At 60.5% G+C, this 18,062-nt stretch carries 18 protein-coding genes; 9 read left to right on the top strand and 9 right to left on the bottom strand.

What is annotated here, in order from left to right; translation table 11 throughout:
* Positions 1-43 precede the first annotated feature (43 nt).
* The 3 genes from FJ428_RS22480 to FJ428_RS22490 all read right to left on the bottom strand — a co-directional run bounded on the left by FJ428_RS22480 (position 44) and on the right by FJ428_RS22490 (position 2,795).
* Positions 44-907, bottom strand: a complete 864-nt coding sequence (locus FJ428_RS22480; protein ID WP_140880234.1) for an ABC transporter permease — start codon at positions 905-907, stop codon at positions 44-46.
* Positions 908-910: 3 nt separating this feature from the next.
* Positions 911-1,726, bottom strand: coding sequence for an ABC transporter ATP-binding protein (locus FJ428_RS22485; RefSeq protein ID WP_140825623.1), 816 nt, complete (start codon positions 1,724-1,726; stop codon positions 911-913).
* Positions 1,727-1,790: 64 nt separating this feature from the next.
* Entirely contained in the window at positions 1,791-2,795 is a 1,005-nt protein-coding gene (locus FJ428_RS22490) for an ABC transporter substrate-binding protein (RefSeq protein WP_140880235.1), read from the bottom strand.
* Positions 2,796-2,971: 176 nt separating this feature from the next.
* Between FJ428_RS22490 and FJ428_RS22495 the strand changes: the two genes are divergently transcribed.
* A complete protein-coding gene (locus FJ428_RS22495) occupies positions 2,972-3,640 on the top strand; it encodes a GntR family transcriptional regulator (RefSeq protein ID WP_224519021.1) in 669 nt (222 codons plus the stop codon).
* A gap of 19 nt (positions 3,641-3,659) precedes the next feature.
* Positions 3,660-4,052 carry an ATP-binding protein gene (locus tag FJ428_RS22500; protein ID WP_181167362.1) on the top strand — a complete coding sequence of 131 codons (393 nt, stop codon included), beginning with the start codon at positions 3,660-3,662 and terminating at the stop codon, positions 4,050-4,052.
* Between the two features lie 139 nt (positions 4,053-4,191).
* Here FJ428_RS22500 and FJ428_RS22505 read toward each other — a convergent pair whose 3' ends face one another.
* The 3 genes from FJ428_RS22505 to FJ428_RS22515 form a co-directional block, all read right to left on the bottom strand.
* Positions 4,192-7,302: an efflux RND transporter permease subunit gene (locus FJ428_RS22505; RefSeq protein ID WP_140880238.1), complete on the bottom strand. Its 3,111-nt coding sequence runs from the start codon at positions 7,300-7,302 to the stop codon at positions 4,192-4,194.
* Positions 7,303-7,304: 2 nt separating this feature from the next.
* A complete protein-coding gene (locus tag FJ428_RS22510) occupies positions 7,305-8,426 on the bottom strand; it encodes an efflux RND transporter periplasmic adaptor subunit (RefSeq protein WP_140880239.1) in 1,122 nt (373 codons plus the stop codon).
* Between the two features lie 91 nt (positions 8,427-8,517).
* On the bottom strand, positions 8,518-8,880 hold the full coding sequence (locus FJ428_RS22515) for a hypothetical protein (protein ID WP_140880240.1): 363 nt from the start codon (positions 8,878-8,880) through the stop codon (positions 8,518-8,520).
* A 206-nt stretch (positions 8,881-9,086) separates the two neighbouring features.
* Between FJ428_RS22515 and FJ428_RS22520 the strand changes: the two genes are divergently transcribed.
* From FJ428_RS22520 to FJ428_RS22540, 5 genes are all read left to right on the top strand, one after another.
* Positions 9,087-9,665 carry a TetR/AcrR family transcriptional regulator gene (locus tag FJ428_RS22520; protein WP_140880241.1) on the top strand — a complete coding sequence of 193 codons (579 nt, stop codon included), beginning with the start codon at positions 9,087-9,089 and terminating at the stop codon, positions 9,663-9,665.
* Between the two features lie 146 nt (positions 9,666-9,811).
* Positions 9,812-11,110, top strand: a complete 1,299-nt coding sequence (fabF, locus tag FJ428_RS22525) for a beta-ketoacyl-ACP synthase II (protein ID WP_140880242.1) — start codon at positions 9,812-9,814, stop codon at positions 11,108-11,110.
* Positions 11,111-11,174: 64 nt separating this feature from the next.
* The gene (locus FJ428_RS22530) at positions 11,175-11,990 is read left to right on the top strand and encodes an oxidoreductase (protein WP_140880243.1); all 816 of its coding nucleotides are present in this window, start codon (positions 11,175-11,177) and stop codon (positions 11,988-11,990) included.
* 28 nt (positions 11,991-12,018) lie between these two features.
* The gene (locus FJ428_RS22535; protein ID WP_224519020.1) at positions 12,019-12,393 is read left to right on the top strand and encodes an NAD(P)-binding domain-containing protein; all 375 of its coding nucleotides are present in this window, start codon (positions 12,019-12,021) and stop codon (positions 12,391-12,393) included.
* Positions 12,394-12,565: 172 nt separating this feature from the next.
* On the top strand, positions 12,566-14,149 hold the full coding sequence (locus FJ428_RS22540; protein ID WP_224519019.1) for a pilus assembly protein: 1,584 nt from the start codon (positions 12,566-12,568) through the stop codon (positions 14,147-14,149).
* A gap of 269 nt (positions 14,150-14,418) precedes the next feature.
* Here FJ428_RS22540 and FJ428_RS30765 read toward each other — a convergent pair whose 3' ends face one another.
* The 3 genes from FJ428_RS30765 to FJ428_RS22555 all read right to left on the bottom strand — a co-directional run bounded on the left by FJ428_RS30765 (position 14,419) and on the right by FJ428_RS22555 (position 16,274).
* On the bottom strand, positions 14,419-14,880 hold the full coding sequence (locus FJ428_RS30765) for a metalloregulator ArsR/SmtB family transcription factor (RefSeq protein ID WP_224519018.1): 462 nt from the start codon (positions 14,878-14,880) through the stop codon (positions 14,419-14,421).
* On the bottom strand, positions 14,798-15,121 hold the full coding sequence (locus FJ428_RS22550; protein WP_348642860.1) for a metalloregulator ArsR/SmtB family transcription factor: 324 nt from the start codon (positions 15,119-15,121) through the stop codon (positions 14,798-14,800). Before FJ428_RS22550 ends, FJ428_RS30765 begins: the two co-directional genes overlap by 83 nt.
* Before the next feature lie 505 nt (positions 15,122-15,626).
* On the bottom strand, positions 15,627-16,274 hold the full coding sequence (locus tag FJ428_RS22555; RefSeq protein WP_210242255.1) for an invasion associated locus B family protein: 648 nt from the start codon (positions 16,272-16,274) through the stop codon (positions 15,627-15,629).
* A gap of 167 nt (positions 16,275-16,441) precedes the next feature.
* Here FJ428_RS22555 and FJ428_RS22560 point away from each other — a divergent pair, with 167 nt between their 5' ends.
* Both FJ428_RS22560 and FJ428_RS22565 read left to right on the top strand, forming a co-directional pair.
* A complete protein-coding gene (locus FJ428_RS22560; protein ID WP_140880247.1) occupies positions 16,442-16,810 on the top strand; it encodes a hypothetical protein in 369 nt (122 codons plus the stop codon).
* A gap of 241 nt (positions 16,811-17,051) precedes the next feature.
* Positions 17,052-17,906, top strand: a complete 855-nt coding sequence (locus FJ428_RS22565) for a CsgG/HfaB family protein (protein WP_140880248.1) — start codon at positions 17,052-17,054, stop codon at positions 17,904-17,906.
* Positions 17,907-18,062 lie beyond the last annotated feature (156 nt).

Here is an 18,062-nt window from a genome sequence, read left to right on the forward strand (position 1 = left end):
GCGCGAACTCGTTAAAACTTGGGTTGAAGCGGCAGGGCGTGGCCTAGTCCTTCATGCCCCATTTCTGCAGCGTCTTGCGCTCGATGGTCTGAAAGATGAGGTTCTCGACGACGAGGCCGATGATGATGACGGTGAGCAGGCCGGCGAACACGGCGGGAATGTCGAGCAGGTTCCGGTTCTCGAAGATGAACCAGCCAAGCCCGCCTTGTCCCGACGAGACACCGAAGACGAGCTCGGCTGCGATCAGCGTCCGCCAGGCAAAGGCCCAGCCGATCTTCAGGCCCGTCAGGATCGACGGGAAGGCCGCCGGCACGAGGATGCGGATGACATAGGAAAGACCGGTCAGGCCATAGTTGGCGCCGACCATCCTGAGCGTGCGCGAGACGCCAAGGAAGCCGGAATGCGTATTCAGCGCGACGGCCCAGAGCACCGAATGCAGGAGCACGAAGACGAGGCTGGAGGGGCCGAGGCCGAACCAGATCAGCGCCAGGGGCAGCAGCGAGATCGCCGGCAGCGGATTGAACATCGCCGTCATCGTCTCGAGGAAGTCAGTGCCGATGCGTGTGTTGATGGCCAAAATGGTGAGCAGGAAGGCGAGCACGGTGCCGATCGCATAGCCGGCGAGCAGGATCTTGAGGGTCGTCCAGATGCGTGACGGAAGCGTGCCGTCGGCGAAGTTCGCGTAGAGGGACTTGAAGGTGTCGGTCAGCGTCGGGAAAAGCAGCGGATTGTCGAGCTGGCGCGCATAGAGCTCCCAGACAACGGCAAGCACGACAATGAGAAGCGTCTTGCGGAAAGCGCCGGACTGCCAGAGAAGTTCGAAGTGGCCGAGCTTCTGTTCGACGGCATCGATGTTTCCGTTGCGCGCGGGAAGATCGGCGGCAACGATGATCTCAGGGGCGGCCATGGCTTACTCCGGGTGTCCAGGCTCGGAAAAGAGCATGGTATGAATCTGCTGCTCGAGTTCGGCTGCGGCGACCGGGTCGTCGCGAACATCCTCGACGCCACGAACCTCAGCGCGGACGCGGCCGGGATGCGGCGAAAGCAGCAGGATGCGGTTGGAGATCTTGATTGCCTCGGCGATCGAATGGGTGACGAAAAGCACCGTGAAGCGCGTCTCGTCCCATAATTGCAGCAGCTCGTCCTGCATCTGCCGGCGGGTCAGCGCATCGAGCGCCGCGAAGGGCTCATCCATCAGCAGGATATCCGGTTGCATCGCCATGCCGCGGGCGATTGCCACGCGCTGCTTCATGCCGCCGGACAGCATATGCGGATAGGTGTCGATGGCGCGCGTCAGCTTGACCTTGTCGATGTATTCGCGTGCGACCGCTTCGGCCTCGGCGCGCGGCATCTTGCGGGCGACGAGCAGAGGAAACGTCACATTCTCCAGAACCGTCTTCCACGGCAGGAGCTGGTCGAATTCCTGGAAGACCATCATCCGGTCGGCGCCGGGCTTCTTCACGGGACGGCCCTTGATGGTGATCGACCCGCTGACGGGCGCCATATAGCCGCCGATCGCCTTGAGCAGGGTCGACTTGCCACAGCCGGAAGGACCGAGCAGAACGAAGCGGTCCGACCGGTCGACGCAGAAGCTGACGTCCTCCGTGGCGGTGATCAGAAGGTTCGGCGTCTTGTAGCGCAGCGTCACCTTGTCGACATCGAGCAGCGAAGCACCGGCTTCGGCAAGTGCGGCAGAGGCAACTGGCCTGATCGTGGTTTGAAGCATGCCCATTTCTCCGTGGCGGGTTCTTCGAGGGGCGGCAAACTAGACGACCGCCCCTTGTCCAGGATCAGTTGCCGTTGAGGTCGGCGGCTTGCGGGAGGTAATAGTCGGTCCAGGCCTTCGGCATGGTCTTCAGCGTGCCGGTCTTGTAGAGGTGCGCCGCGAACTTCATCGTGCCCTGGGGGTCCATCCGGTACTCCATCATATGCGGCTCCTTGAGGATCGCCATCAAGTCTTCGATGCTCGTCTTGTCGCCGGAGATGGTCTTGTAGTCTTTGAGTGCGCCTTTCGGATCCTTCTTGATGTACGCGATCGCGTCAGCGGTCGCCTCGCGGATCGCCTTGATGGTCGTCGGATTCGCCTCGGCAAATTCGGTCGTGGTGAAGAAGGTGCCCTGGCTCAAATCGCCGCCGATGATGTCGCGCGAGCTGGTGACCTGGTGGACACCGGGCATCTTCAGTTCAAGGTACTGATAGGGCGGCGCCGAGAAATGACTCTTCACCTCGTGTTTCTGGTTGGCGAGCGCCGCCATAGCGTCGGGATGGCCGAGCTGGACCGTATTGGCGTCGAAGTGATGAATGTCGTTATCTCCGAACATTTTGCCAGCAGCCATTTGCAACAGGATCGCTTGCGTCGAGACGCCGACGGTCGGAACGGCGATCTTGTCGTTCGGGCCGATGTCCTTCAGCGACTTGATGTGCGGGTCGCGCGACACGAAGATCACCGGCTGGGCGGAGTTGGTGCATATGCCTTTGACGCGGCCCTTGGTGCGGTCCCACAGAAGCAGCAGGTTGCCGGTGCCGGTGTTGACGATGTCGACATTGCCGGAAAGCAGCGCATCGGTCTGGGCGCCGCCGCCGCTGAAAGTGCGCCAGTTGATCTTGAGGTCCTTCAGGCCATCCTCGGCGGCATGCTTTTCGATCAGCTTCTGCGTCTCCATCACGTGGCTGGCGAGATAGAGGATGCCGGGCTGGCGGGTGATGGAAATCTCGGTCTTTTCCTGGGCAAAGGCGGATGTGCCGAAACCGATGGCGATGCCGAGCGCGGCGATGCCTCTGATGATGGATCGCATGGATTTCCTCCCGAAATGAGCGATTGGCGCAATTCACTTGGCCGCGGTCCTCCGACGACGGTTGGCGCATTAAAACACTAATGCATCAGTGCATCAATAAGTTTTTTGTGATCTACTGAAATCAGAATCGGCAAACGGGTGGTCGGATCATGGGCGCAAAGGCCAACGAAAGAGTCTTGGATCGGTCGCGGCAGGTCGCCCTGCAGATTCACGAGATATTGAGAGATCGTATCCTGACTGTGGAGCTGGCGCCCGGAACGGTGCTTTCGAGGGCCTCACTGCAGGTCGAATTCGGTGTCAGCCAGACGCCCGTGCGCGATGCGCTGATGCGCTTGCAGGAAGAGGGCATGGTCGAGATTTACCCCCAATATGCCACAGTGGTCGCACGCATCGACATTCGGCATGCCCGGCAGGCGCAGTTCCTGCGGCTTTCGGTCGAACTTGAGGCGGTGCGCCGGCTGACGCTCGAAAGCCCGGCTCAGACGGCTGCCGAACTTGACGATATTCTGACTCGCCAGGAGATCGTCGCATCGCCCAAGACCTATGATGTCTTCGATTCGCTGGATCGGGAGTTCCATCGCAAGATTTATGAGCGCGCCGGCATATTGGAGCTATGGGCGACGGTGCGGCGACAGAGCGTCCATCTTGACCGGCTGCGCCGGCTCAACCTGCCGATGCCGGGCAAGATGCAGACGGTGCTGGAGGACCACCGCGCCATCGTGAAGGCCGTCCGCTCCGGCGACACAGATGCCGCCGCTTCCGCCCTTCGCAGGCATTTGTCCGGAACGCTTTCGATTATTGACGTAATCAGCGAGCAGTTCCCAAACTATATTCGCTCGTCGTAATTCAGGCCTATCGTGCCCTGTGCTCGACGCCAATCAGCTCGACGTCGCCATTCTCAACCTGACGGTGAAAGCCCGACATGCAATGGCGGACAGCGGCACGTTCACGATCGAGACGAGCGACGCGCCAGACGATCAGGATGATCTGAAAGGGCCGGCCGCGTCCTTCGTTCGCCTGACCCTGAGCGACACCGGTCACGGATGGACAAACAAGTTCTCGCCCAGGTCTTCGGGCCCTTCTTCACCACCAAAGGCAAACTGCGAAGAAACCGGGCTCGGACTTAGCCAGGTCTATGGCTTCGTCAGCCAGTCCGGTGGACATGTCCGGATCGACAGCGAGGTCGGGAACAAACGCGCGTGCACCTCTCTGCCGCGAGCAGCTTCAGAGCGAACAGGCAGTCTCCGATCACGGTGAAGCGCGACGTCCGCGATTCTCGCGCATCGAGCTATGACGGCTCCGGTCTAAGGAAGCTGGAAACGGAGGGCACAGCGCACCGCCCGCAGAGCAGATCCTTTGGGCGAAAACTTGACCCGTATCGTACGACAAGCGAACCCTATTCGGCAGCCATTGCCAAGTGCCGTTCCCGTTCCTGCGTCGAAGCCTCGTGGATCTGATCCGCCACCGGCTTGATCCGGAACCACGCGGTATACAGGGCAGGAAGGAAGAGCAGGATCAGCACCGTGCCGACCGCCGTGCCGCCGATCAACGTATAGGCCATCGATCCCCAAAAGACGGAGTGGGTGAGGGGTATGAAGGCCAGCACCGCGGCAAGTGCCGTAAGGATCACGGGCCGCGCGCGTTGCACCGTGGCCTCGATGACGGCGTGATAGTCATCCAGGCCGGCGGCGCGGTTCTCCTTGATCTGCTCGGTCAGGATCAGCGTATTGCGCATCAGGATGCCGGCCAGTCCTATCAAGCCCAGAATGGCGTTGAAGCCAAAGGGCTGGTTAAAGGCAAGCAGCATGGGCACGACGCCGACAAGGCCAAGCGGCGCCGTCAGCACGACCATGAACATTGTCGAGAAGGATCGCACCTGCAGCATGATGACGATCAACATGGCGGCTATCATGGCCGGGAAGATCTTGCCCAACGCAGTGTTGGCCTTCTCGGCCTCCTCGACCGATCCGCCCATTTCAATTCTATAGCCGGCCGGAAGGGATGCGATCAGCGGCTGAAGGGCTTTCATGATCTGCTTTGAGACCTCCGGAGGCTGGATCGCTTCGTTGATGTCGGAGCGGATCGTGATCACCGGCGTGCGGTCGCGGCGCTTCAGGATCGGCTCTTCAAGATGGATTTCCGAATGGCCGATCTGGTCGAGTGGAATCTGCCGGCCATCGCGGCTCATCAACGAGAAATCGGCCAGGTGCGCTGGGTCCAGCCGCTCGCCGCCGGCGCTGCGTGCTACGATGGGGACGTTGCGGATGTTCTCGCGGACCTGCGTGACCGGAATGCCGGTGAGCAGGAACTGCAGTTGCTGGGCCACCTCGGCCGACGACAGGCCGATGAGGTTCAGGCGATCCTGGTCCGGAATGAAGCGAAGCACCGGCGTGCGATTGCCCCAGTCGCGGCTGGCCTGCCGCACGTCCTGGACGCCCCGCATGATGTCGAGGGCGCTCTCGGAAATGCTATAGAGTTGCACGGGATCAGGCCCCATGACCCGGAACTCGACGGGGAACGGCGTGTAGGGGCCGAATACGAGCTGCGTGACGCGAACATTGGCCTGCGGCGCAAGCCCCTGCGCCACCGCCTCCCGCAGCCGATGCTTCAGCACCTCGCGCGCCTCGGCGCTCGGCGTCAGCACGACGATCTTGGCGAAGGCAGGATCTGGCAGTTCGGGCGCCATCGCGAAGAAGAAGCGCGGCGCACCCTGCCCGACATAGCTGGTGACGATCTTGGCCTCTGGCTGGCCGCCCAGCCATTGCTCGAGCTTCTCGACCGTGGCGGTCGTGGTCTCAATGCTGGTGCCTTCCGGCAGGCGAACCTCGACAAGCACTTCCGGGCGATCGGACGTCGGGAAGAACTGCTGCTTGAGGGCGCCCATGCCGACAACGGAAAGCGCGAAGGCGATGGCGACAATACCGGATGTCACGAATTTGTGGCGCACGGCAAAGGTGATGAGCCGCCGCAGGCGCCGATAGTTCGGCGTGTCGTAGATCGCGTGGTGACCGCCCTCTCTCGGTTTGATCTCGGGCAGCATCTTGACGCCGAGATAGGGCGTGAAGACCACGGCGACGATCCAGGAGACGATGAGCGCGAATCCCACGACCCAGAAGATGTTGCCGGCATATTCGCCGGCCGTCGAGCGCGCGAAGCCCACCGGCAGGAAGCCGGCGATCGTCACCAGCGTTCCGGACAGCATCGGCGCCGCGGTATGGCTCCATGCATAGGCGGCCGCCCTGATACGGTCCATGCCCTCTTCCATCTTCACCACCATCACCTCGATAGCGATGATGGCGTCGTCCACGAGGAGACCGAGCGCCAGGATGAGGGCGCCGAGCGTGATGCGATCGAAGAACCGGCCGGTCTCCAGCATGATGAGGAACACGGCGGCGAGCGTCAGAGGAACGGCGGCCGCCACGACGATGCCGACACGCCAGCCCATACTGAGCAGGCTGATCAGCAGCACGACGCCGAGCGCCATAGCGAATTTCATCATGAACTCGTCAACCGCCGAGGTGATGTTGAGGGCCTGGTCTGACACCTTCTCGAGCGTCATCCCGAGCGGCAATGTCGGTAGCATGGCCGCCGTCCTGTCCTCCAGCGCCTTGCCGAGCGCGCGACCATCCCAGCCCTCCTGCATAACCGCCGCGAGCATGATGGTGGGCTCGCCCTGGCGGCGGATGAGGTAGGTGGGAGGTTCTTCGTAGCCGCGGCGGACCTCGGCGATGTCTGAGAGCTTCATTGTCCGCCCCGCGGCGACGATCGGCGTGTCGGCGATCGACTGGACACTGCCATAAGCACCATTGACTCTGATGAAGACCTGCGGCCCTTGGGTGTCGATCGAACCCGCCGGCGTGACGGCGTTCTGCCGCTGCAACACGGTGACGATATCCCGTGCCGACACGCCGAGTGTCGCCAGCTTGGCGTAGGAGAACTCGACGAAAATCTGTTCGGGACGTTCTCCTAGGATGTTGATCTTCTTGACACCAGGCACATGCAGGAGGTCTTGGCGGATCGCTTCCGCCTGCCTCGCCAGCTCACGCATCGGCATGCCCTTGGCCTTCAGCGCGTATAGGGCGAAGCTCACGTCCGAATATTCGTCGTTGACGAAGGGGCCGTAGACGCCGGACGGCAGGTTGCGGGCTTCATCTCCGAGCTTCTTGCGAGCCTGGTAGAACTCTTCCTGCACGGCGGATGGCGGCGTGCTGTCCTTCAGCGTGACCGTCAGATAGGCATAGCCTGGCCGCGTGGTCGTCTCCACGCGGTCATACCAGGTCAGCTCCTGGAGCCGCTTCTCCAATGGTTCGGCGACGAGGTCCTGCATCTCACGCGCCGTCGCGCCTGGCCACGCCGTCGTGACGGTGAGGGTCTTGATGGTGAAGTTGGGATCCTCCGCCCGGCCGAGCATAAGGAAGGCGTAGGCGCCGGCGGCCACCAGCAGGAGGATTAAGAACAGGGTGACGGCACGTTCACGAACGGCGATCGCGGAAAGATTGAGGTTCACGGTCAGTTGCTCCCGCTTTCGGACGCAGTCCTGACACGAGCGCCCTCCTGCAGGAGATGAGCGCCGAGCGAAACAAACCGATCGCTGGAGCTCAGTCCCGAGATCACGACAAATTCGCCGATCACACGAATAAGATTGACGGATTGAAAGTGCACCGTGGACGTGGCGTTGTCCACGACCCAGACGCCGGTCTTCTTGCCGTCGTCGAGCACGGCTCCCAGCGGCACCTGGACTTCCGGCTGACCCGCCTGGGCTGCCAGCCGAATGGTTACCGTCGCGCCAAGCGGCGCTGCCGCGGCCTCGCCGTCGAGCACATAGCGAGCCTCATAGGTGCGCGTCTGGGCATCGGCCGAGTTGGACAATTGCCGCAGATGAGCCGTATGGCGCTGCTCATCACCCCCATATACGCTGGCCTCGGCCGTGGAGCCGATCGCCGGCCGGATCGTTTCGGGAAGCGCGACCACCGCTTCGCGGGGGCCCGCCTTGGCGACCCGGACCACCGTCTGGCCGGCGGAGACGACCTGACCCGGCTCGCCAAGCGTGTCGACCACCGTTCCATCAGCGTCCGCCAGCAGGAGGGCGTAGATCGTCTCGTTCTCCGCAACCTCCGCGTCCGCTTCGGCGGCGGCGAGCTGGGCCGCGGCAGTGTCGAGCGCAGCCTTGGCCTGCTCGTAGCGCTGGCGGGGAACCCATCCCTCTTTCAGCAGATTGGCGTATCGCCGTTCATCGGGTTCTGTTTGAGCGACGATCGCACGCGCGGCAACAACGGCATTGTGCTTTGCCGCGAGTGCGAGGCGAAGGTCGGTATCGTCGATCCCCATCAGCGGCTGACCGGCTTTCACCTGCTGGCCAACATTGACCAGCCGTTCGACGATCTTGCCGGGGACGCGAAAGCCGAGATTGCTCTCGACCCTCGCCCCTATGAGCCCCGTGAAGCTGCGTTGGGAACCGCTCACCGGCGCCGCCGTCGCCAGGCTGACGACGGGCGGCTCCTGCCTCGGGTCGCTCGCGGCGGAGGCTTCCCGCGGCGAATTTGCAAATGTGGCGAATGCCGTCGCTCCCGACACCGCGATCGCCCCCGTGATCAGGATCGCGCCCACCATGATAACCGATCTCTTTTTCATGCCCATCGCCTCACGTCGAAATAGATTGCGTTCATTCTCTGTGCCGTGCCCCGCGTCGACCGACAGCGGCCGGCGGCGATCTGCGCGAGCATCAGTCCGGTAACGCGTCGGCGCGCCGATGCTTGTCGATCCCAGCCGAGACTGTCACCTCGTCGCCGGACCTGGAGAACGCGTAGAGCGAGCCCCGGTAGCCCGGCATGGAGAAGGCGACGGAGTCGCGGTCGGCGAGGCCCATGACGACGCGCTGCGGATCGCCTCCGCCCTTCGAGGCGAAGGTGGCCGTGACCTCCAGGAGATCGCCGTTCGTCGGGACGTAATAGACCACAACGTCGAGGCGTCCGTTGTGCAGGCTGCCGGCTTCGATGGGGCGTCCGATGGTGGCTTCCTCGGCAAGTGCCGGCGTAGCGATAAACAGCGCGGCCAGAAGTGATGCGCCCAGGGTTCTGCGGATCATCTGCGTATCTCCTTGTTAGATTATGATCGAACTCTATACCAGATAGATTGCAAGCGCAATCTAAAAGAAGGAACATACTCAGTCTGCGGCAAACCGCCACACCGCTCAGGTGGCGAGCCGCCCATCCCGCATCTCCTCTTGATAGATTGCGTTCGGTCTCTAACTGACATATAGATTTTGTACGTAATCTAAATATGGAGATCGAGATGCGCGTAAGTCGCGTTCAGGCTGAGCAGAACCGGCAAACCGTGATCGATGTGGCCAGCCGGCTTTTTCGGGAGCACGGGTTCGGTGGCATCGGCCTCAAGGATCTGATGAAGGCCGCCGGGCTGACCCAGGGCGCTTTCTACAAACAGTTCGCATCGAAAGAGGACTTGGCGGCGCAGGCGTCCAGGCGAGCGATGGAGAGCGCTGCCCACCGATGGGCGGAGGCAACTGCGTCGAAACCCGAGGATCCGTTGGGTGCAGTGATCGAGTTTTACCTCAGCGCGGATCATCGCGAGGAAAGGATGGACGGGTGCCCGGTTGTGTCGCTCGGCTCGGATGCCGCCAGGCAGGGCAGCGACGTCAAAGCATCATTCGAAGCAGGGATTAAAACATACCTTGAAGCCCTCGGCGGCATGATTGCCAGGGCCGACGGCGAGGAAAGCAACGAAAAGGCCATGGCCATCCTATCGACGATGGTCGGCGCGGTTGTCCTCTCGCGCATTGTAAATGATCCCCACCTCGCCCAGGCCTTTCTGAATGCGGCGGTCGACCAAGTTCGCCAAGCCGTCGCCGCCTGAAAGTGTGGAGCAAATGTCGGCTTCTTTGCCGCGCGCGATCTACCGGCGGACGTCAAGCAAGCGGGCAATAGTGATCGAGTGCCGTACGCAGTTCAGTCATAGCGTGCGCAACGCCCGGCCACGTACCCGAATCTACAGGAGCTAAAATGCGACGCATTGTCATCACCGGCATGGGGGCGGTCACGCCGCTCGCCGCGGATGTCGAAACATCATGGTCGCGCTTGCTGGCCAGTTGCTCGGGGATTTGCAGGCTTCCTGACGAAATGGTGGAAAGTCTGCCGGCGAAGGTCGGCGGCCTGGTTCCCTCCCTGGAAGAAGACCCCCAAGCCGGCTTCGATCCGAGTGCTTTCTTGGCTCCGAAGGAACAGCGCAAAGTCGATCGCTTCATTCTGCTAGCGCTGGCAGCAGCGGACGAGGCGCTTTCCCAGGCAAGATGGAAGCCCGTCTCGGAAACTGATCGAGTTCGCACCGCGACAATCATTGCTTCAGGCATCGGCGGGTTCCCCGCCATAACCGAGGCGGTGCGGACAGTCGACCATCGCGGCGTTCGGCGTCTTTCACCGTTCACGGTGCCGTCGTTCCTGGTGAACCTCGCGGCGGGCCACATCTCGATCCGCTACGGCTTCAAGGGCCACATCGGCGCACCCGTTACGGCGTGCGCCGCCGGCATCCAGGCAATCGGCGATGCGGCTCGCATCATCCGCGCCGATGAAGCCGACATCGCCGTGTGCGGCGGCACCGAAGCCTGCATAAATGTCGTCAGTCTGGGCGGCTTTGCGGCGGCACGTTCGCTTTCGACCTCCTTCAATCACCATCCTGACCAGGCCTCTCGTCCGTTCGATATATCGCGGGACGGTTTCGTCATGGGTGAAGGCGCGGGCCTGCTGGTCATCGAGGAATTGAGCCATGCGCTGGCGCGCGGCGCCGAGCCGCTCGCCGAGATCGTCGGCTACGGCACGACGGCGGATGCTCATCACGTCACTTCCGGTCCTGAGGACGGCGATGGCGCGCGCCGCGCCATGGAGATCGCGATTGCCCAGGCCGGAATTTCACCGCGTGAGATCCGCCATCTCAATGCGCACGCGACCTCCACGCCCGTGGGCGACCTTGGAGAAATCGAAGCGATCAAGAGGGTCTTCGGTACGGATTTCTCGATAGCTGTCAGCGGAACGAAGTCGGCGACCGGACATCTGCTCGGGGCCGCCGGCGGGCTTGGCGCGATTTTCACCATCCTGGCACTCAGGGACCAAGTGGCACCGCCGACCCTCAATTTGAGCGCCCCCGATCCGGCAGGTGACGGAATAGACTTCGTGGCCAACAAGGCCCGGCCGATGGAGGTGGAGTATGCGCTCGCCAACGGCTTCGGATTCGGAGGCGTCAATGCCAGCGCCCTGTTCCGGCGCTGGGACGCACGCAGGGCGAACGGCCGAGCCGGTCATGAGTGACGCTTTTGCTCCAGCCCTTTCGGCTGCTCCCAATACCAGTCCAACCCAAAGAAAGGTGACCTCCATGAACAAGACCAGTCCCGGCGTTGCCATCGTCACAGGCACATCCTCCGGCATCGGGCACGTGACGGCCAAGGCCCTGCAGAACGCGGGCTTTCGCGTGTTCGGAACCAGCCGTCGCCCGGTCTCCAAGAAATCCGACGGCTTCACGATGCTGACCTGCGACGTGACCGATGACGCGTCCGTGGCAAAACTGATCGATGATGTGTTGGCCGAAGCGGGGCGCATCGACCTGCTCGTCAACAATGCCGGCATGGGCCTGCTCGGCGGCGCGGAGGAATCCTCGACCGCGCAGGCCCAGGCTTTGTTCGACGTGAACGTCTTCGGCGTCATCAGGATGATCAACGCTGTGCTGCCGACGATGCGACGTCAAGGAAAGGGCAGGATCGTGAACTTGAGCTCGGTGCAGGGGTTTATCCCCGCCCCTTATTTCGCGCTTTATTCGGCGACCAAACATGCCGTGGAAGGCTATTCGGAATCGCTTGACCACGAACTGCGACCCTTCGGAATTCGCGTCGCATTGGTCGAGCCAGCCTATACCCGCACCTCTTTCGAAGGCAATCTTGTCAGGCCGGATCAGTCGCTCGATATCTATGACGTCGTGCGCGCCGGAATGAACGCAGCGGTGGCGAAGGCGATGGAAAAAGGCGACGCGCCCGACGTGGTCGCCAAGACCGTTTTGGCGGCCGCGACCGACCCCAGCCCGAAGCGGCGCTATGCGGCGGGAAAAATGGCGCGCCAGGTCAGCTTGCTACGCCGTTTCGTCCCCGCATCCGCATTTGACAAAAGCCTGCGAAAGCAGCTCGGACTGCCGGGCTAAAGTGGATTAAGATCATCCCGCTGCCGACATGACATCAACCGGAGCCCATTCAAAAGACGAACCCTCTTTTGGCGAGCGAGTCTCCCCCACACTCTCTAAAGGACATCCGATGAAAATCGGAATCATCGGCGCCGGAAATATCGGCATCACGTTGGCCCAAAAGCTTGTCGCCAGTGGTCATGCGGTCAACCGCGCCAATTCGAGAAGGCCGGAGACCATCCGCGATCTTGCCTGCGATCTCGGAGCCACCGCTGCTTCCAAGGAGGAGGCCGTGCAGGGAGTGAGGCGATCGTTCTTGCAATCCCGTTCGGCAAGTATCCCGATCTCGCCGGCAAGCTTGCGGCGCGCCGCGGCTTTGCAGATGCCGCGCGAAAGCCCAGTGGGGTCGGCCTGTCGGGTGTGACGATGTGGCGGGGTCGCTGGCGTCATTGATCACCGCTTACTGGTCCGGCATCTGGCGAGTGTTGGACAGCGTTGGTCTAAGGGCTTTTTAACCAAGCCGGGGTTTTGTCGACAACTGGGCCTCTCGCTCAATCCCGCGTCAACCACGTTCGTGCAAAAGCGAAGAGACTGGTTTGACGGGGGTTGCTGTGCTTAAGGATTTTTGGAGTTCCAAGAGCGGGAATTTCGCGCTTCTGATGGGCTTGGCGCTGCCCGCTATCCTGGCGGCCGTAGGTTTTGCGACGGACGTCTCCACCATAATGCGGGCAAAGGTCAGTCTTCAAAGCTCCCTGGACGCTGCAACTCTCGCCTCGTCGCATCTGTCGGATAACGAAGCCGACCGCAGGCAGCTTTTTGATCGCTATTTTCAGGCGAACGTAGCCAACCACGGCGAACTCTCGAATGCGAGAGTGACCTTTTCCGTCGACAAGGGTCTGAACTACATCAACACCAAAGCCGTTGCTTCCGCCGATGTTGCCCTCAATTTCGCTTTTCTGTTTGGTGCCAACCAGCGCATCGAGGTTGACTCGGGCGCGGTAGAGGCCACCAACAATCTCGAAGTGGTACTCGTTCTGGACAACACCGGATCCATGGCAGGGGCCAAGATCAAGGCTCTTCGGGACGCCACCAGGACGCTGCTTGATAGCCTGGAGGGAGCAAAGTCACCTAACCGCAAGGTGAGTGCTGCGCTGGTCCCCTTTGTCACCGCAGTCAACATCAATGGCGACGAGTTTGACCCATCGTGGATCGACATGGATGGCAAGTCGCCGACCAATGGCGTCAACTTCCCTTTGCTACCCGATGGCAAGCGCGTCAATCACATGGATCTATTCAGGGACCTGGCCGAGGGCACCGGTTGGAAGGGCACAGGCTGGAAGGGCTGCGTCGAGGCCCGTTCAGGAAGTGCCGGCATTTCCGACATCGCGCCGGACCAGGCTTATGCCGAGACCTTGTTCGTGCCCTATTTCGCTCCAGACGACCCCGGCGAAGCCACGGATCCGTCGGCCAGCTATGGCAACAACACCAAGATCTACAACAACTCCTATCTCTCCGATGAGGTTGAGGACGGCGCGGATAAGAAGGGAAAAGACAAGAAGATTGCGAAATATAAGGACCCGAAAGCGAAAAAGATCAACGATAAGAAAGGGCCACTTACCGTCGGCCCTAATCGGGCTTGCCCAACGCCAGTGGTCCCGTTGAGCACCGACCTCGACAAACTGCGGACCGCCGCCGCCCAGATGCAAGAATGGAATGGCTCTGGCACCAATGTCTCCGAAGGGCTCTCCTGGGGTATGCGGGTGCTGTCGCCGGGGGCACCATACACCGACGGGGCCGCATGGAAGGCACCCAACACGAGCAAGATCGTCGTTCTCCTGACTGACGGCGAGAATGTTGTCTTTGGAGCCAGCAATGAACCCGAGAAGTCGGACTACACGTCATATGGCTTTCTGTCGTCGGGCCGCTTCGGTTCGAGCAACCAGACGGACGCGGCGCGCATGGTCGACCGATGGACCCTGGACGTTTGTCAAAAGCTGAAAGCGCAGCAGGTCCAGATTTACACGATCACCCTGCAATCCGATACCGCGGCCAACAGAACACTTTACGGAAAATGCGTCACTGACCCGAGCAACTACTATGCCGTTAACGACCCGAGCAAACTCCCCAACGTGTTCCAGGAAATCGCTCGAAAGTTCACAGTGCTACAACTGACCAACTAGGGTCGGCGTATCCCATTCAAACGAATTGATCGCACCGGGCATCAGCAGCAAAGAACTGGGGCATGCGGCCCCCAACGCTCGAAAGCGAGAGATGCTGGACATTCTTTACTGCGTAAAATGGAACCATGGACGTCGCACAACCAACCCGCTGCGCGGGTGGGGCGCTCGGTCAGTGCGGGTAGCGGGCGAAAGGCGTGGAGAGATTTCTACCGTCACCGCGGTGCGGCTATCGGTGGCGGGAGGCAGACAGCAAATGACTGACGCCGTAGCTATGCCGAGGATTTGGTGGCCGTCTTGAATGCCGTCGATCGGAAATGAAGGCTTGGCAGCGCCGACTGATCGAGGCTTGCCATCAGCCGAATTACCTTGAGCACGGGGGGCGATTCGCAAGAGTAATAAATGGTTCTCTGGCTTCGCCTCGCAGTCACCAGTCCGAGCGAGCGCAAGTCCTTCAGTTGGTGAGACAGTGCGCTCTGGCGAATACCAACGCGCATTGCCAGATCGCCGACAGACACTTCGCCTTCGGCTAAATGGATCAAGATAAGGAATCGTTTTTCACCACTCATAGCCCAGAGGAGGTCGGCTGCCGGTGCGGCATAGGTGGCAAAGTGTTCGGGGAGGATGAAAAGGGGCTGCGCCTTGTGCTCCTCAACTATAGCCAGGTTCGTTGGCCCGCCGCACCGCGTTGTGACCGGAGGAATAGTAAACCGTGTTGTTGTCGCGGCGGACACGGACCAAGCTAAGTGCTCGTAACTTGGCCATGTGTTGAGAGAGTGCCGAGGGGCTAAGTCCCAATTGCTCCCGAATCGCCTCGACTGACAATTCACAGTCTAATATCAGGCTTATTATAATCAGGCGTCGCCCGTTAGCCACGGCCCTCAGAAATTCTGCTGCCTGCTCAGCGTTGGCTATAAGTTGCTTCGAGACCATCGAGACCCCTGTGGCGTAGCGCCGATGCGGCTCGACCGGCATCGAATCAGCCGCCGCTAAAATAGTCCCGAGCGGAAAAATGTCCAGTCGATGCCCCTCCACTTCCTCCGAACCCTTAGAGGACCGAGGAGTTTGCCACTGAACCACTCGCGGGCCAAAGCGCAGCGGCAGGCCCTAGCCCGCCATATTTGTCAGTGGTTCAAGATCGAGACATACCGCAGCCAGCTTCGTCGGCTGCCGGGATTGCAGGTAGTCGGGCTCTGGTGGCATTGGCTTGCACGCTGACTTCCAGGTGATGTTGAGGACTTCACTCTGGCAGAGCGCTGGTCGCCTTTCATCCCCACAGGATATTCAGCATGTCAGCCATAGAAGGCAGATTTCCAGAAGCAGACATCTCGGACAACCATGCGGCAGATCCTAGTCGCGCACCCGGTGACATTCTAATAGCAAGCTTCGACGTCCGTATTACCGAGAGCCGATATTCCAAGCCTGTAGGTTGCCTTGCCTCGGCCGGCCGCTGCTGCATCCCAGCTCACTCCTCGCCCGATCAGTTCGTGGCGCTGATCGATGCGTAGGCTTCAGCAAAGGATTGTGCCGGCAACGGCAATTTGATGGCTTGGCCATCCGACGAATAGATGATGGCGGCACCACCGACACCCTTCTGTAATGCGTCGATAAAAGGCTGCGGCACTTCTCCCTCAATAAGACATCCTTGCGCCGTGCAGCGGCTGATCGGAAATACGTTGCTATAGGTGCCAACCTTGATTGTCACACCCCTTTCGATTGCAAGACCTAGCGGCACAGCCATTTGCATGAGGACGCGGCCTTTCGCCGTTCTAGCAATTCCCAACACCAGGGCGATCTGATCGCCCACGGCTGAACGCACAATCGCCTGGCAATTCGGCTTGGCCACTTTTTCCAGGCATTCAGTCTTCCATGTTCCGAAAACCGTAGCTGCCTTGGCCGGCTGCATCTCGCGAGCGGCCGGAGCTTCGGCTTTTCGCAATCGAGGCGCCGCCAAGGGAGCGTCAGGTTTCTGATCGGACGGTGCCTTGTCGGGCAAGCCGATTTGCCGCTCCGGCACGATCGGCGCGATGATCGTATCCAAGCCTTGGCGGCCTTGAGACTGTGCAAAAGCCGTGGCGGACATTGCAGCAAGGAAAAGAGCGGACAAGACATAAATCGGGCGCATCATCATCGGATCCTGCTTCGGTATGAACGTGTTATTTGCCGTACTCTAATGCCAAACAAGCATAACCGCTAGCCGCTCCGGGACGCAGCTTGACAGGATGCGATCCAAGGATGACTTTCTGATTAGGGTAATTTCACTCACGCGAAAAGAACTGTCGGGAGAATTTCAACTTGGATCGATTTTTCGTGAAGGTCTTTTTCTTCGTCGTGTCGAGTGTCATGGCGGTATCGGCCGCTTCGGCCGATGCCTATGTCAATCAGCTCGACCAGGGCACAGGGGTCCAGGGGTTGCCGCAAATGAGCACTGGCAGAGGGCCAGCCTATGTTCAGCAGCTCCCCGCCGGTTCGCGTCCTGTGGTCGTTCGCCCGCAGAAGAACCATCGGGTGAATGATGCAGCGGCCAAGAGCCGGGCGCGAGAACTGGCATCAAGAAAGCGGTTTGTCTACCCCAACATAAGCACCGGTGTCACCCTGGCACTGGCTGCCGCGAAGGCCGATGCGCGGCTGCCCGCGGTCGGTCGCGGGGTTGTGAAACCTTGATCCACGTGTGATCAACGGCCGAAAGGCCGCATGCTCATGAATGACGAGAATGGGATTCCGCCCCATATTCTTGGATTTGCGCTGAACCCTCCCAAAAAAAGTCAGCCCGAAATTAACGTTAAGTATTGCTAAAACAGTGAGCGCTCTTGTAAGCGCCCATCCGGGACGGTAGTGCTTAACAGGGCGTTAACGCAGGAGCGACCTACGAGTAAGTCGGTCACGTGCGTCGGGGGGAATGTAAATGCGTTTGTTCAAGGTTACGGGCCTGCTGGCCCTTGCCGGCCTTGTTGTGTCCGGTTGCCAGACCGGCCAACAACTACCGACACCTCCGGCCCATCTCGAATCTCTGACCAAGACAACGCATAAGTTGTCGGATGTTCCTGTGCCGGCCGTGCCGGTCGACGTCGCGGTTTACGATTTCCCGGATCTGACCGGGCAGGCCAAGCCAAACGAGAATTTTGCAGAGTACAGTCGCGCGGTAACGCAGGGCGGCGCCAACATCCTCATCGACGTGTTGAAATCTGCCGGTCATGGCAACTGGTTCCGGGTGGTGGAGCGCGGCGGACTGAAGAACCTGGTCCAGGAACGGACCTTGATAGAAAATACGCAGCGCGCCTACGGAAAGGGACTGCCCAACCTTCCACCTGTTCGCTTTGCCGGCTTGATCCTGGAAGGTGGCATTGTCGGCTATGACTCGAACGAGCAAACCGGCGGTGCAGGAGCGCGCTATCTCGGCATTGGCGGCGATGTAAAATATCGCTCCGACCTGGTGACAATATCGTTGCGGGCCGTGAGCGTGCAAACCGGCGAGATCCTTGTTTCCACAACGACATCCAAGCAGATCTACTCCTTCGAGATTCGTGGCGGTGCTTACACATTCGCCGCGCCGACGGAATTACTCGAGGCTGAAATTGGAACGTCCTACAACGATCCGGGCCACCTGGCGGTGCGTGAGGGGATGGAACTCGCCGTTTACTCGCTGATCGTTCAGGGCGTGAAGCAAGGGCTTTGGAACTTGGGCGATCCAAACCGTGAAGCTGCACTGGTCGGTGAATTCGCGAAGACTTACGCAAAAACTCAACGACCGGTATCCTGATGAATGTATCAAAATAGATCGCAAAGAATTTCAAGTACAAGGTAAAGCATTTACGCCATCAGCGAAGATTTCACACTGTTGCTCAATTCTCTATTTGCTCGCACATATTTACCAACTAACGAACTATTAACAATATTCACTTGCGATTCACAGATG

The sequence above is a fragment of the Mesorhizobium sp. B2-8-1 genome (assembly GCF_006440955.1).
Lineage (GTDB): Bacteria > Pseudomonadota > Alphaproteobacteria > Rhizobiales > Rhizobiaceae > Mesorhizobium.